The organism is Bacillus cereus group sp. TH152-1LC (genome assembly GCF_027710505.1).
GTDB classification, from domain to species: Bacteria; Bacillota; Bacilli; order Bacillales; family Bacillaceae_G; genus Bacillus_A; species Bacillus_A mobilis.
This window is the reverse complement of sequence record NZ_JAQFNK010000005.1, coordinates 49,468-65,113: the sequence shown is the minus strand read 5'-3', so window position 1 is coordinate 65,113 and position 15,646 is coordinate 49,468. Positions and strand designations below refer to the sequence as shown.

The following is a 15,646-nucleotide window of genomic DNA, read 5'->3' as shown; positions in this document are numbered from 1 at the left end:
CATTCTATTTTCTTCTGCCATCATTGTCAATGAATAAACCTTACAATCCATATCTTTATTTATTGCATTATCTATTCTTAGAGTGTACATTACTTTTTCTTTTTTCTCTCTCCCCTTTATACTTTCTCCACCCAACATAAGTTAATGTGAATAAAATAAGACCTCCAGTAATTGTCATAAACCAAATGAGCGAGGGTGCAATTTCATCTTTTTTTACTGTGTGAAATATTTTTTGCAAATCCCCTTTAATGATTCCTAATTGCATTTGCCCACCTTTCGTTTTTAACATAACGTTACGAAATTCATCCAAATAAGATAAATGGGCATTTACACGCTGCACTTCGTTTTCTGGCAAAGCAATCATTAAGCTTGGATAAATAATATTAAATTCATGTAAAAATGTGTTTAACGTTTGTTGAAACTGTCCGGTATCTTCTTTTTTCATCGCTTTTTCCATTTGAGAAAAGGCACCCATTATTTTTGTTTCTCTTTCCATCCAAAGTGGTTGATATTTCGACACTTGCGCATCAACAGCGAGCTGCAGGGCTAACACATTATCAATTTTAACTTGTTTACCTAAATCTGTTTCCACGAGAGATTGTTTCGCCTTGTCGTAAGCTAAAGAAATAACTCTAACTTGATCTGGCGTTACTTCTTGCTTCTTTTCATTCCCCTTTATTACAAACTGCTCCGAGAAATGTTGTAATACTTGTACTGCTTTTTCATCTTCATTACGCTTCACTAATTGTAATGAGTCGTCTAACAACCCTGTTAGTTCACTCCACTCTTCAGCATATATACGTAACGGAAACATTATAATTAGAAATGCTATCAATCCAATTAATGTTCTCTTCATCACGGTCCCCCCTATAACTACTAGTACAAAATATGTTAATTGGGACAAGAATAGAACAGAACTGAACTGAACTGAAAAATATATTATCGTTTTACAAACAAAAAAATTCTCTTTAAGCAGAGAATTTTTCCTTTGAAATCCTTTTCTTTTTTACGAAATATCTATACAAGCTATAACAAAGTATGCTGCCGCATAAAATAAATAGTAAAATAGCACACGCAGCATGCATAAAGAATTCTTCTGGTAGCATTAATATAATCGGATCCGTTTCAATATCAAACATCCAATAATCATTACTGAATAAAAGCTTATGGAATAATACAAAACTTTTTTCAAAATTAATAGCAATCGGTAGCATCAGCGCGATTGGAAAGATAATTGTTAAAATTGATCCATGCAGTAAAAACTTTTCATTTTTCTTTTTTAATAAATAAATCCCGCCTATTATGGCAATCATAATTGTCGCATACATCACATATTGAATCTTTACTAAAATATTTTTAACATCTACAAAATGAATACGTCCATTTGTAGACATATCTAATGTTGGCAACTGCAATGCACCATCATAAAACGGCGATAAATATGTGATAAGCACATCATAATTTCTTTTAATATCACCCTTCGTCATATCCGCTAAATCTGGAATGTTTAAAAAATCAATTTCAAAATAATACAGCCATTTTCCGTATACAACCGCCGTTGTTGCAAGTGCAAATATAGAAAATGCTATGCTATACGAAACAACTATCGTAATCAATCGATCCCATATTTTTGTACCACTCTTATTTTTCTTCATTTTCTCCCCCTACATGTTTTAACTATCATAAAGAAAACTGTTTTCGGTTCTCACGCAAGCAAGAATAATATGTAATACATAGTGTAGCGATGCTTAGCCAGAACGTAAAATAACCAATTTCTTCTACAAACAAATGCATAATTCCATATCTCGGCATTTGCCAAAATAAATAATCAATTGCATCATTATGTAATGTCCATATAGCCGCTACCGCAAAATGCCATTTTTTTATACGATAAAACGGTGCATATAACAATCCTTGTACTGCCATCGCAAAATGCGAAAGCATTAACATATACCCCATAACACCAATAGGACCTTTTACATAGATCATAATTGCATTTACAACAACAGCCCATATACCATATTTTATTAAAGTAACAATCGCTAGCGCCTCTATTAATCCCCAATTTCTCTTTATTAAAAAAGCAATTAAAACAAAGACAAAAAAAAGACTCGCCATCGGGCTATCAGGTACAAACGGCCAAAATATAGGTGAAGTTTCTTTTAATTGATTTCCATACCATATAAATCCGTATATTGTACCTAATATGTTAACAACTAATAAAAATAATAATACGGAGCGTTGTCTTAACATTGCATACAAGTAAACCAAGCTGTATGTCCAACACCTTTCAAACAAAGTCATTCTTTCCTCAAACTCTACTCTATTATATAGTAAACTTTCTCTCATCAAAATAAAAAGCTGACTACAATTTTTTGTAGTCAGCTTTTTATTATTTTTTATTATACTTTGCAACGAATTCCGAAAGTTTCTTCAGTTCCTCATCTGTACCTTTAAATACACCTTTAGGCATTGAACCTTTTCCATCTTTCGCAATTTTAGCAATTTCTTCTGGCTTTAAAGTTAAGTTTTGCAGTGCAGGCGCTGCTGCCCCACCCTGTAAATTGTCACCGTGACACGTTAAACAAGTATTTTTTTGCATTAATTTATAGCCATCATCATTTTTATCAACTGGTGCTGTTTTTACAATTGCTCCTTGTTTTTTTGCAGCTTCCCAGTCGTGGTGTGCTACAGATTCCCAAGTTAAAAAGATAATCGATGCAATTGCTAAAAGCATAAATCCAGTTGCTACAGGACGCTTCAACGGGCGTCTTTCTGGTCCTCGATCAAGAAATGGCGCTAACAGTAATGCACCAAACGCAATCCCTGGCATAATAAACGCTCCAATTACAGTGAATGAACCAGAAGCATATGAATACTTTAATAACTGATACAAGAATAAGAAATACCAATCTGGAAGTGGTATATATCCGGCATCAGTTGGATCCGCCATTCTCTCAAGTGGTGACGGATGCGCCACTGTTAAACATAAATAACCGATTAAAAAAACTGCACCAACCATCCATTCTTTTAACAAGAAGTTCGGCCAAAATGCTTCTGTTTTTCCTGGGTATTCAGAATAGTCTTTTGGAATATTTGGTTTCCGAGCTACTGGTACCCGAGAATCTCCTACAAACTTCATCCCTTTGCCGCGATGCATAATCTCCCTCCTTTAGTTCTTTCTCCTTTTATTTAGCAATCTCTTATAGCGGACCGGAAATACCTTGTTTGCGAATCATGATGAAGTGGAAGGCCATTAAACCTAGAAGTGCTGCTGGTAAGAAGAAGACGTGAATAGCAAAGAAGCGAGTTAATGTTTGAGCGCCAACAATTTCGGAATGACCAGCGAGTAATGTTTTAATATAAGGACCAATGAGCGGTGTTTGCTCTGCAATTTGAATCCCTACTTTCGTAGCAAATAATGCTTTCATATCCCACGGTAATAAATATCCGGTAAAACCAAGACCTAACATAACAAAGAAAATAAGAACACCAACAATCCAGTTTAGCTCACGAGGCTTTTTATACGCACCCTGGAAGAAAACTCTAAGTGTATGTAAAAACATCATTACAATGACGAGACTAGCACCCCAGTGGTGCATACCACGAACAATTTGCCCATATGCAACTTCATTTTGTAAATAATAAACCGATTCCCAAGCATTTTTAATATCAGGCACATAATACATCGTCAAAAACATTCCAGATAAAATTTGAATTACAGTAACGAAAAAGGTAAGTCCTCCAAAGCAATAAACGAATGCAGAAAAGTGATGTGCCGGGTTTACATGTTCAGGTACTTCATGATCAGCAATATCACGCCATATTGGTGTAATATCTAACCTTTCATCTACCCAATCATAAATTTTATTTAGCATCTACTTTGCACCCCCTCTTGGCTTCGCTTTTCCTAAATACAGCGTTCCATCTTTCACTTTAGATTCGTACACATCAAGTGGAGCAAGGGGCGGCGTGCCTTTAATGTTCATCCCGTCTTTTGTGTAACGGCCCCCGTGACATGGACAAAAGAATTGATTCGGATGTGCTTTGTCCGAATTCCAGTTTACTGTACATCCTAAATGTTTACATACTGGAGAGAACGCCACAATGTCTCCGCTTTCATCTTTATGAACCCAAGCTGATTTTGGCTCTTCGGACTTGTACCAACCATCAACCTGCTTCACCTTAAAGTCGAAACGTTTCGGCTCTGTTGTAATATCCTTTACTTGTGCAACAGCAACCATATCCGTTCCCGCTTCTTTTCTTAACACCGGATCAAGCGCAAATCGCGTCATCGGCATTAAAATACCCGCTGCCATAAAGCCTCCTACCCCTGTAAGGGTGTAATTTAAAAACTGTCTTCTTGATACACGATGTTCTTTCTCGCTCACGAAAATTTCCCCCCTCTATCAGAAATTGTCCCCTCGTGATAAATTATATAAAAAATAAAAACTAGGACACTATCATGATATAATACGCTTATGCACAGGTCAATATCATACTACTCATAATAATAAGAACTTTCTGTTTATTATTACTTTCCCCATTTTCCTTCTAGCATTACCATTATATTTTTTATATGCGCATGAATAACTTCTCTTTTCGCTTGATCACTAAATTGTTCTAACGCCAATGAAGGAAACCAAAATAAATCTCCTTGTAATTCTTGCATATCTTCTTTCCATGAAAAATCACTTGTAACATAAGCAATATGCTTAAAACCTTGCTCTTGTAAATGATTTGTCCATTCTTGCAAACGACCTTTTTCATTTTTTTGACTTTCTACTAAATACGTAAATGCAGGTAGTAAAAGCACTCTTCCTTTATATTCTCTTTCCAGCTCCATACTCAACAATTCGATAAATTCACCTTGTTCTACTACCATTTTCATTTCTTTTGCTGCCGAAATTGATAAAAGTGGTATAACACCTGTATCTACATACTCTCTTGCTTGCTCAAACTGTTCCACATCTTTTACAATCCATTTCAAATTTCTTCCCTCCCCTCACCTACAAATGACAGAACTTTCACTTTATATATATTAAACCATACTAAAAGAGGTAAAAAAAGAAAAACTACCTATATTAAGGTAGTTTTTCTTAAAAAGTCTGAAATTTGTAAAATTTTATGAATCCAAATGAATTCTACAGCATCTTTAACTCAGCTGTTAACCTATGAAACGCTTCCTGATCCTGCTTATCTAGCGCTTCATCAATTTGTTTCAAAAGACGTTCTCTTCTAAAAGAAAATACACTTTCTTCTAAAAATCTTTCTGCAAGTAAACGATCTTTTTCATTTACTTCAATATGCTTTGGTAAATACGGGTTTTCTTCTAATACAGCTACATAATTGGCATTTTGAAATGATGATTTAAAATTGAGTTGAATATAAATATCCTCATCTCGATTTAAACGAATATCATGAAACGATTTTTCAGCATCCGTTGTCATAACATTTTGTTTAAAAAAGTGAAACGGTGTATCTTTTACACAATTCGCGGACATCACTAAGCCACGCGGACAATATTTTGCATGCTCTACGAAGTGGACTTTATGCATCAATTGGTCGTGACTCATTAAATAATTCAAAATCCATACACATTCACGCTGTTTCAGTTGGTAATTATTCAAAAACCACTTTACAAAATCCTTCTTCTCGTTTACAGAAACAGGGGTATTCATAGCAATTAAGTCCCTCCTCTGTCTTTCTCTTTTCTTTTTAGATTCAAGAAGCGGCATTCAGTTTCCTTCCAACTTATGAAAAATCCTCTAAATTATATAACAATTCTTCAATATGAATTTGTGTTGGGTCTAGTTGTATTAACTGAGTAAATACTTCTTTCGCCTCTTTTCTCATACCTTCTTCCAATAAGAAATAACCGTACTCTTCCAAGAAGTCTGGATGATTCTTAAAAGAAGTATATGCACTTTCATAGTGTTTTAATGCATCCGAATACATTTCTAATTGTTTTTTTGCAAACGCAAGATCCCAAAGTAGTTGTGTATCTGGTTCTCCGCTATCAATCGCACGCTCTACAACGGCAATTAGCTCTTCATACTTTTCTTGTTCTTTTAAGATATACGCATATTTTAATATCGCACCTAAATGTCCTGGATCTAACTCAAGCGCTTTTTGAAGCACTTCCTCTGCTTCCGCTATTTTCCCTAATTTCGCTGCAATGTTCGCTAATTCTACATACAATGGTACAGAAAGCTCATCTACTTTAATTCCTTCTTGAAGTGTTTCATAGCTTTCTTGAAGCATTCCTTCTTTTTCATAGCTTTTCGCTAAATACATGTAAAGCGACGCATACTCCGGATCCAATTCTTTTAGTTCTTGCCAAGCACCAATTGCTCTTTGGTATTCTTCGCCTTGGTATAATGTGAAGGCATATCCAAATAATGAGTGAATATCTTTTTGTTCCTCTAAACCTGCTTCGTAGTAAGAGATCGCTTCTTCCCAATTTCCAATCGCACTTAACGTTTCTGCGAGGCGAAGTGCAATGACAACACCACCCATTACTTTATGTTCCGCTAATAGCGCCTCATAATAAGTGATTGCCTTTTGTTCTTCCCCTTTACTACTATATAACTCTGCTAATCCAAACGTAATAACAGGCTCATCAGGCATCATTTCTTTCGCCTTTAATAGTTTTTGTTCCGCTACATCATCGAAACCTTGCATTTGGAATAAATCTGCAACAAGTAATAACGATTGAACATATAAATCATCATTTTCCGGAATATCATGAAGCACTTCAATTGCTTCATCTTCTTTGTCTAAATCAATATATAATTCTGCTAAAAATACAGTGAATTCACTTTCTTCCGGGTACAATAAACGCAAATCTTCTGTAATTGCTAACGCTTCATCCATAAATCCAAGTGTATGATAATAGCGAGCGATATCGTACTTCTCTTCATCATTCGCAATTTTTAATTGTTCTTTTAATAATTGTAATCCTTTTTCCGCTTCACCATTTTCAATATATGAAACAGCTTGTTCAAAGTTTTGCATAAACGTCTCCTTTAATTCTAACAAATATTATTTTCTGGTCATTTCCCCCGATTTATGCGGGCTAATAATCAGTGAAGATGAACATCCCACTGATTAAAGTTTCACTTTATCATAAGCAACTAGGTGTAAGAACGCAACCTTTAGAATGAGCATACTTCTTCTTGTACTTTCACTGATAACGATTCGAATATGACACCGATACCGCATTACTACTTTCTATTGTACCGTTTTCTTTCATTACCGTGCAAATAACTTCCCTTATTAATTATTAACACGCACGGATCGAGTCATTTAAATAAAAAAGACTCCTATAATAGGAGCCTTCACACACTCTTAAGAGTATGTTTCTTCTTTCTTTACTTGCTCTTTTACAAGCTCTTTCAATAATTCTATAATTTCATCATTTTCTTCTTTCAAACCGACAGTAATACGAATACCATCATGTATACCAAATGCAGCACCAGAACGAACAATGTAGCCTTTCTTCATTAATCGTTCGAAAGCCTCATTACCAGGAATACCGAGTTTTAAGAAAATGAAATTTGTTTGAGATGGATAATAGAATACGTTATATTCCTTACAAAATGCGTAATATTGATTTAATCCTTCTTCGTTCTTTTTCACACATTCTTGTAAAAATGCTTGATCTTCTAATGCAGCAAGTGCTACCGATTGGGCTACAGTCGATGTATTAAATGGTAACCTTGCTACTTCTAGCTGTCCGATTAACTTCGCATTACCAACCGCATACCCGATACGGAAAGCAGCTAAACCATATGCTTTTGAAAACGTACGTAAAACCATAAGATTTTCATATTTTTCAAGAAGTGATAATGTTTGTGGATAGTCTTCTGCTCCCGCATATTCATAATATGCTTCGTCCATAATAACGAGCGTTGACTTAGGAACTGATTCTAAAAATGAAAGTAACTTTTGCTTCTCTACATATGTACCTGTTGGATTATTCGGGTTACAAATCCATACAATCTTCGTTTTATCATCTACTTGCTGTAACATCGCATCTAAATCATGAATGCCATCTTTAAGTGGTACTTCACGAACTTCTGCTCCTTCAATAACAGCATGGTGATGGTATTGAGAGAATGTTGGATTCGCCATTACAACATTTGTTCCTTCGTGTAGTAATGCACGGCTAATCATTTGAATGACTTCATCTAATCCACTACCAAATAACAGTTGTTCCGCTTTAACACCTAACTGCTCTGCTACTTTTGTCCGAAGTTCAAATGCATATCCATCTGGATAAAGAGCATATTGACTCGCTAAAGAAGTTAATGCTTCTGTTACGCGTGCTGAGCAACCGAATGGATTTTCGTTCGATGCTAATTTCACAATTTTTGATAATCCATATTCCCTTTTTACTTCTTCAATGTTTTTCCCAGGTACATATGCTCTCAAAGTTAACAATTGCTCTTTCACTCTCATTTTTCTTCCCCCAGTCATTTTATTCAATTCGATTACACTACGGTTGTAATCCCGCACTGTAATCGTTTATCTTAACCGCCACTATTACGAGAATACCTCAAAACAAGCACTTCACACTTCTTAAGCCATATCCTTTTGAAATGCCTCTAACGCAATATGAACAGTCTCATCTGGAATAGATACGACATTCACTACCCCATATTCCTGCATTAACACCATATGAATTGCTCCAGCATTCGCTTTCTTATCTTGTTTCATCAACTGGACGAGGCGCTCTACATTCAAATCACTTGGCATTTTTGGATAACCGTACTTTAAGAACCACTGCTTCATCTCTTCATAGGAAAGATCAACCTTGTACACCTGTTCACTTAAAAACAAGGCAAATAACATTCCAACCGCTACTCCGTCACCGTGAGTAATATTTCCATATCCTAGCTCTTTTTCAAGAGCATGGCCTAACGTATGTCCAAAGTTCAAATGAGCACGTACGCCTTGTTCTGTTTCATCTTGCGCTACAATATTTGCCTTTACAGGAATCGCCTTCGTTAATATATGAATTAACTTTTCATCACGAAGGTCTGCTAATGTTTGCACTTCTTCTCTTAGCCAATGATACAGCTCTACATCACCAATAAGAGCATGTTTTATCACTTCTGCATAACCTGAACGCCATTCTTTTTCAGGAAGAGACTGTAAAAACGGCGTATGATATACAACTGCTTCCGGTTGATGGAATGCACCGATCATATTTTTACCTAACGGATGATTGATCGCTACTTTCCCACCTACTGCACTATCGTGAGCTAATAAAGTCGTTGGAACTTGAATAAAGCGAATTCCACGCATAAACGACGCAGCAACAAAACCAGCTAAATCCCCAATCATTCCGCCTCCAAGTGCAATAATTAAAGAATTTCTATCTAATTTATTTTCAAGAGCTGACGTATGAGCCGCATAGAAGTTTTCAAAAGACTTCTCTTTTTCACCACTCGGTACAACGAATGAAAATACTTTTTGCTCTATTTGCAATGCATCTACAACTGTCTGTAAATGGAAAGATGCAACAGCTTCATCTGAAATGATCATAACGTTTGATACAGATGGTTGCATATTTTGAACGATTGTTTTCAAATGTGACAACGATTCTTGTCCTACGTGTACATCATATTCTTTTGATTTCGTTTGAATATGTATGTTTCCCATTAAAATCCCCTCGCATATTCATTATGTTTCTCAATATTTTCACGAATAAGGTCCATACGATCTAATCCGTATTGTTCTATTAAAGCTGTCGCTAATTCCCAAGCCACAACCGCTTCTGCAACGACACTAGCTGCTGGAACGGCGCAACTGTCTGAGCGTTCAATGCTCGCTGTAAAAGGCTCTTTCGTATCAATATCTACACTTTGAAGAGGTTTATATAGTGTAGGTATCGGTTTCATCACACCGCGCACAACAATTGGCATTCCAGTCGTCATTCCGCCTTCTAAACCACCTGCGTTATTTGTTCTTCGTGTATATCCATGCTCTTCATTCCAAAGAATTTCATCATGAACTTCACTTCCTGGTCTATGCGCTGCTTCAAAACCAATTCCGATCTCGACACCTTTGAAGGCATTAATGCTCATAATTGCGGCTGCTAATTTTGCATCCAGTTTTCGGTCATAATGCACATAGCTACCAACCCCAATTGGCATTCCTTCCACAATCACTTCAACAATCCCACCGATTGAATCACCATTTGCTTTCGCATCATCAATTGCTTTCATCATTTTGTTACCTGCATCTTCATCTAAGCAACGTACAGGTGATGCTTCTGTAATACTTTTTAATTCTTCAATTGAACGATACGTAACTTCCTTAGCCTCAACACCGCCAATTTCAATTACATGGCCCGCCACTTTAATACCAAGTTCTGCTAACACTTTTTTAGCAACCGCACCAGCAGCAACACGCACTGTCGTTTCGCGTGCTGAAGAACGTTCTAGTACATTTCTCATATCTCTATGTCCATATTTAATCGCACCATTTAAATCAGCATGTCCAGGTCTTGGCTTTGTTACTTTTCTTTTCATTTCTTTTTCTTCTTGTTCTGTTAAAGGCTCTGCGCCCATAATTTTTGTCCAATGCGCAAAATCACGATTTTCAACAACAAGTGCAATTGGAGAACCTAATGTCTCTCCGTGTCTAACACCACTTACAATTTGCACTTGATCTGTTTCAATTTGCATGCGTCTACCACGCCCATAACCCTTTTGCCTTCTAGCTAACTCTTCATTTATATCATCCGCTACTAAAGGCAGTCCTGCCGGAACACCTTCTATAATCGTTGTAAGTTGTGGACCATGAGACTCACCAGCTGTAATATATCGCATACGTTATTCCTCTTTTCGTATATGTATTTATCTCGCTATATTAAGCAATGATATTATCTTTCCTTACTCTAAAAATATGAAAGAAATTATATAATACATCAGCCATTCGTTTATTATCCGATAGGCCTTTTACTTTACATATCAATATATCATAACCGCCCTAACTTCGTAACTAAATGAAATAAAAAAAGTGCAAGAAGAATACCCCTATTCTCCTTACACTTTCTACTATTATCACAGTGATTAAAGCGTTTACAAATTATTTCAAAATAATTAGTAAATCCATTCATTCATTAATTTTGAGTAGTCAACTAATTCTTCTTCCTTAAAGAAAATAGCAATCTCACGCTCTGCACTTTCTAACGAATCAGAACCATGGATAATGTTTTTCGCAACAGTTACACCGAAATCTCCACGAATTGTTCCAGGAGCTGCTTCATGTGGTCTTGTTTTACCCATCATGTTACGAGCTGTATCTACTACACCTTCACCTTGCCATACCATTGCGAATACAGGGCCAGATGTAATAAAATCTACTAATTCACCAAAGAAAGGTTTCTCTGTGTGCTCAGCATAGTGTTGTCCAGCAATTTCCGGAGTGACTTGCATTAATTTTGCACCAACTAATTGAAAGCCTTTTTTCTCAAAACGAGCTACGATTTCCCCAATGAAGGCACGTTGTACACCGTCTGGTTTTACCATTAGAAATGTTTTTTCCATAAAAAATCTCTCCACTTCTGAATTATGTATGTAATTGTATATCCCCACACACATATTAACACCCTTATCACAATTGTGCAATAGTTTTGAAATAGAGAGATTATTTTATTTTTTAGAAAAAACACTAAAATTTTCGTTTTCCAATATACTTTGCTACATTTTGTAATGCATACTTCGCTTGTCCACGTGGGAGCGGTTTTATAATTTCTAATGCTTTATGTAAATAACGTTCACTAAATGCAAATGCTTTATCAATAGCGGCACTATTCTTTACAGCCTCAATAATTTCTTTCATTTCATCCGCTGTTGTATTTTCATGTACAGATGTGATTTTCTTACGAAGTACTGGATCTTCCATAGCGTATAGAGCAGGAAGCGTAATATTTCCTTGTAGTAAATCTCCGCCAGCAGGTTTTCCAAGCTTCTCTTCTGTGGACACGAAATCTAAAATATCATCAATAATTTGATACGACATGCCTACAAAATACCCATACCAAAATAGTCGATTTACCGTATCACGATTAGCGCCAGCAGCAATTGCTCCTAGTTGACAACTCGCCGCAATTAATAATGCTGTTTTTCGCTTTATTCTTCTTAAATACGTTCGTAAATTTTGGTCATAATTGTATTTATCTTTAATTTGTTCAATTTCACCTTTACAAACTTCTAAAATGGTATGCGATAGCGCCTGATGCGCCTCTGGAATTTCGATATTTGTTATACATTCAAGAGACTTAGCAAATAGATAGTCCCCTGTATACATTGCAATACGATCTCCCCATTTCGCATTCACAGTTGCACTACCACGTCGTAAAAATGCAGCATCAATAACATCATCGTGAACAAGAGAAGCCATATGAATAAGTTCTAACGCAACAGCTACATGCTTAATTGCATCTAACTTATAATCTCCAAACTTTCCCGCAAGCAATACAAATACAGGACGAATTCGCTTCCCACCAGCTTCAATAAGTTGTAATGCCGCCTCTTCTACTAATGGCTGTTCAGAAGCAACTGTCTTTTTTAATTCTTTTTCTATCACATTAATATCCGATCGTAAAAAAGAGTACATAAGTTGTAACTTCATATTGTTCACCTTAACCTAAAACTTCTTTTTTCTATTTTGATTCTGGTTTTATACCTAAATGCATCGCAGCTACCCCAAAAGTAAACGGCTTCACTTGTACACGTTCAAGTCCAGCTTCTTCAAACATACTAGCCAATTCTTTCATACCTGGGAATGAACTAGCAGATTCTTGCAGCCATGAATATTCTTTATAGCTTTTCGCAAATAACTTTCCAAATAACGGCATGATATATTTAAAGTATAAAATATACCCTTGTCGAAAACCAATCATTGTTGGTTGAGATGTTTCTAAACAAATTACTTTTCCACCTGGTTTGACTACACGCGTCATTTCTTTTAATACGTGCATATAATCCGGTACGTTACGTAAACCAAATCCAATCGTTACATAATCAAATGTGTTATCTTCAAATGGAAGCTCCATTGCATTCCCGTGTAGAAGTTCTACTTGTTTTAATTGTAACGCCTCTACCTTTTGCTTACCAACAGATAACATATTTTCACTGAAGTCTAAACCAACAACCTTACCCTGTTCACCTACCGCTCCAGCTAGCGCAATTGTCCAGTCCGCTGTCCCGCAGCATACATCAAGAGCCTTGTTACCTGGTTTTACATCCATAATGCGCATCGTCTCTTTACGCCACGCTTTATGTCTTTGAAAACTAATTACAGAATTCATCACATCGTATTTATCAGAGATTTTCTCAAATACATCATGTACTCTTTCTTCTTTTGATTGTTGCATGCTCGTACCTTCTTCCAATGTAAAATAGCTTATGTCTTCGATTTATCTCTTAACACAGAGTTTATTTCACTTATATCTGTGTGGTTTTCTAAAAATTGATTTTCTTTCTTTCTGAGTTCCATCATCCATCCATGTATTACTGTTTCTACCTCTGCTTGATCCTTCACAATTCCTTGAACTGCTTGGAAAACAGGTGAATGTCTTTTATCAGCATGCAGTTCACATTCTTTTTGAAGACGGTTCTTTCCTAGTACATACGTTATAAACGGCTTCCAATGCGATAACTGAAAATGATCACATGTTTTTTGCAAGAGTGCAGACTCAATCGTAACTACACTTTCCATTATGTCATCCATCGTTTCATGCGCTTTTTGATATAACATTATTTTGTGTTCATTAATTTCTTTAATTCCTTCAGCAAGCGCACGAATTAAAACAATATCACGATTCATAGACAATAAATAATAATATAACCCGCTATAGTAATCACCAGCAAGTACTGTTAGCTGACGACGTTTATGCGATTCATTTGCTTCTTCCCCTGCTTTATTTGATACTCTTTCATGTGTATCAAGCGCAATTTGCACAAGCATAATGGTTACTACATAATGCTCAATTTGTTCTATATGTAAATTTGCACTTTTTAAAGCACCATATAACAATGCTATTTTTTCTTCATCAATAAATGGTTCTTCAATATAGTTTATAAAATAAGGATGGCGTAATTTCTCCATCAATTTCTCTCTTATACCCGCATACCCTCCGTAGATGTCACACACAAAAATCACCCTTGTTTTCTAATTCATAAAACTTATTATAACACATACATACTATTTTCTATAACCAAAACTTGGCTACTCTTTCCAAACTTCCACCGAACGAAATAACATCTTCCACTCTTTTTAGTAGTCTTTCTATTCTCACTCTGCCTTACTAAAACTATATCATTTATTTACATAAAAAAAAAAAGAAAAGCAGTTTCCTACTTTTCTTTACTTCGATTTAATAAAAGATAAAATTTCACTGCGTGCTGCAGCATCATTTTCTAGCACACCACGTACTGCTGTTGTTACTGTTTTCGCGCCTGGCTTTTTCACACCGCGCATCGTCATGCACATATGTTCCGCTTCTACTACTACCATTACACCATGCGGCTCTAGTACTTCCATAATAGAGTTCGCTACTGTTGATGTAATACGTTCTTGCAGTTGTGGACGACGTGCAATTGTATCTACAGTACGAGCTAATTTACTTAACCCTGTCACTTTTCCGCCTTGCGGAATATATGCAACGTGAGCAACTCCATAGAATGGAACTAAATGATGCTCACACATCGAATAAAACGGTATATCTTTTACTAGTACAAGCTCCTCGTGATCTTCTCCGAACACTTTATGCAAATGTTCTTTCGGATCTTCATGCATTCCTGCGAACACTTCTGCGTACATTTTTGCAACACGCTTTGGTGTATCAAGCACTCCCTCACGATTTGGGTCATCTCCGATTGCCTCTAAAATAAGGCGTACTGCATGTTCAATTTGTTCTAAATTAACTTTTGCCATCCGCTAGCCCTCCCGAAAACCTAAAAGTGATACGAACACATTCTAGCATATTTATGTTTTTAAAAGCAAAAAGAAGAGTTCCCAAAAAGGAAACTCTTCTTCCCTGTTAATATGTAAGGATTATTTAACCGCATCTTTTAACGCTTTACCAGGTTTGAATGCAGGTACTTTACTTGCAGCGATTTCAATCTCCTCACCTGTTTGTGGGTTACGACCTTTACGAGCCGCACGCTCACGAACTTCGAAGTTACCGAATCCGATCAGTTGTACTTTATCACCTTGTTTTAAAGCTTCTAAGATAGAATCAAAAACAGCGTCTACTGCTTTTGTTGCGTCCTTTTTAGAAAGGGAACTTGCTTCTGCAACAGCATTGATTAAATCTGTCTTGTTCATGCCATTCACCTCCTCCCAAAGATAAGACTGTATAATGATCATAAAATGAGTCTTACTTTCATTTGTAGGCAATTTTTGCAAATTCTATACTACAAAGATGTAGATAAATCATTATCAACGCCTATATTATACGATTCTCCTTTATAATTCAATATTTTTAAGGAAATTGTTACTCTTAAAATGTGAAAATCTGATGAAACTTGACAATTTACAACAATATATTAGATAATGACTGTTTATTTTTCTATTCTATACGCGAAAATCAAAAAAATCCCTCTGCGATGAGAGGGATTTTTTT

The 15,646-nt window shown here is 36.0% G+C and carries 18 protein-coding genes; all 18 read right to left on the bottom strand.

The genetic code is table 11. The features are described 5' to 3' along the window. Positions 1 to 67: 67 nt before the first annotated feature. The 18 genes from ypjB to PDL00_RS14570 all read right to left on the bottom strand — a co-directional run bounded on the left by ypjB (position 68) and on the right by PDL00_RS14570 (position 15,348). A complete protein-coding gene (ypjB, locus tag PDL00_RS14655) occupies positions 68 to 856 on the bottom strand; it encodes a sporulation protein YpjB (protein ID WP_242251124.1) in 789 nt (262 codons plus the stop codon). Between the two features lie 112 nt (positions 857 to 968). After that, a complete protein-coding gene (gene lit / locus PDL00_RS14650) occupies positions 969 to 1,655 on the bottom strand; it encodes a lipoprotein intramolecular transacylase Lit (RefSeq protein WP_242251122.1) in 687 nt (228 codons plus the stop codon). A gap of 25 nt (positions 1,656 to 1,680) precedes the next feature. Beyond that, a complete protein-coding gene (locus PDL00_RS14645) occupies positions 1,681 to 2,304 on the bottom strand; it encodes a DUF1405 domain-containing protein (protein ID WP_176539374.1) in 624 nt (207 codons plus the stop codon). Positions 2,305 to 2,392: 88 nt separating this feature from the next. After that, positions 2,393 to 3,160, bottom strand: a complete 768-nt coding sequence (qcrC, locus tag PDL00_RS14640) for a menaquinol-cytochrome c reductase cytochrome b/c subunit (RefSeq protein ID WP_000554601.1) — start codon at positions 3,158 to 3,160, stop codon at positions 2,393 to 2,395. Positions 3,161 to 3,203: 43 nt separating this feature from the next. Further along, positions 3,204 to 3,878, bottom strand: coding sequence for a menaquinol-cytochrome c reductase cytochrome b subunit (gene qcrB, locus PDL00_RS14635; RefSeq protein ID WP_000932700.1), 675 nt, complete (start codon positions 3,876 to 3,878; stop codon positions 3,204 to 3,206). Further along, a complete protein-coding gene (qcrA, locus tag PDL00_RS14630) occupies positions 3,879 to 4,391 on the bottom strand; it encodes a menaquinol-cytochrome c reductase iron-sulfur subunit (protein ID WP_001290420.1) in 513 nt (170 codons plus the stop codon). It lies immediately after the preceding gene. A gap of 143 nt (positions 4,392 to 4,534) precedes the next feature. Continuing rightward, positions 4,535 to 4,990, bottom strand: a complete 456-nt coding sequence (locus PDL00_RS14625) for a YpiF family protein (RefSeq protein WP_242251120.1) — start codon at positions 4,988 to 4,990, stop codon at positions 4,535 to 4,537. Between the two features lie 154 nt (positions 4,991 to 5,144). Beyond that, positions 5,145 to 5,681: a ReoY family proteolytic degradation factor gene (locus tag PDL00_RS14620; protein ID WP_001095929.1), complete on the bottom strand. Its 537-nt coding sequence runs from the start codon at positions 5,679 to 5,681 to the stop codon at positions 5,145 to 5,147. Positions 5,682 to 5,754: 73 nt separating this feature from the next. Next, positions 5,755 to 7,017, bottom strand: coding sequence for a tetratricopeptide repeat protein (locus tag PDL00_RS14615; RefSeq protein ID WP_242251119.1), 1,263 nt, complete (start codon positions 7,015 to 7,017; stop codon positions 5,755 to 5,757). A gap of 333 nt (positions 7,018 to 7,350) precedes the next feature. Further along, positions 7,351 to 8,463, bottom strand: coding sequence for a histidinol-phosphate transaminase (hisC, locus tag PDL00_RS14610; RefSeq protein ID WP_242251117.1), 1,113 nt, complete (start codon positions 8,461 to 8,463; stop codon positions 7,351 to 7,353). A 120-nt stretch (positions 8,464 to 8,583) separates the two neighbouring features. Next, positions 8,584 to 9,669, bottom strand: coding sequence for a 3-dehydroquinate synthase (gene aroB, locus PDL00_RS14605; protein ID WP_242251106.1), 1,086 nt, complete (start codon positions 9,667 to 9,669; stop codon positions 8,584 to 8,586). Then, complete coding sequence (aroC, locus tag PDL00_RS14600; RefSeq protein ID WP_270729745.1) at positions 9,669 to 10,841, bottom strand: chorismate synthase; 1,173 nt, start codon at positions 10,839 to 10,841, stop codon at positions 9,669 to 9,671. Before aroC ends, aroB begins: the two co-directional genes overlap by 1 nt. A 273-nt stretch (positions 10,842 to 11,114) precedes the next feature. Beyond that, positions 11,115 to 11,561, bottom strand: a complete 447-nt coding sequence (gene ndk, locus PDL00_RS14595; protein ID WP_000415885.1) for a nucleoside-diphosphate kinase — start codon at positions 11,559 to 11,561, stop codon at positions 11,115 to 11,117. A 124-nt stretch (positions 11,562 to 11,685) separates the two neighbouring features. Next, positions 11,686 to 12,648 (bottom strand): heptaprenyl diphosphate synthase component II, encoded by a 963-nt coding sequence (gene hepT / locus PDL00_RS14590; protein ID WP_016088641.1) that lies wholly within the window; start codon positions 12,646 to 12,648, stop codon positions 11,686 to 11,688. A 31-nt stretch (positions 12,649 to 12,679) separates the two neighbouring features. Then, positions 12,680 to 13,393, bottom strand: coding sequence for a 2-heptaprenyl-1,4-naphthoquinone methyltransferase (menG, locus tag PDL00_RS14585; RefSeq protein WP_242251102.1), 714 nt, complete (start codon positions 13,391 to 13,393; stop codon positions 12,680 to 12,682). Positions 13,394 to 13,422: 29 nt separating this feature from the next. Continuing rightward, the gene (locus tag PDL00_RS14580) at positions 13,423 to 14,172 is read right to left on the bottom strand and encodes a heptaprenyl diphosphate synthase component 1 (protein WP_242251100.1); all 750 of its coding nucleotides are present in this window, start codon (positions 14,170 to 14,172) and stop codon (positions 13,423 to 13,425) included. 213 nt (positions 14,173 to 14,385) lie between these two features. Then, entirely contained in the window at positions 14,386 to 14,955 is a 570-nt protein-coding gene (gene folE / locus PDL00_RS14575) for a GTP cyclohydrolase I FolE (protein WP_001151477.1), read from the bottom strand. Between the two features lie 120 nt (positions 14,956 to 15,075). Further along, entirely contained in the window at positions 15,076 to 15,348 is a 273-nt protein-coding gene (locus tag PDL00_RS14570; protein ID WP_001043860.1) for an HU family DNA-binding protein, read from the bottom strand. Between the last annotated feature and the right edge of the window lie 298 nt (positions 15,349 to 15,646).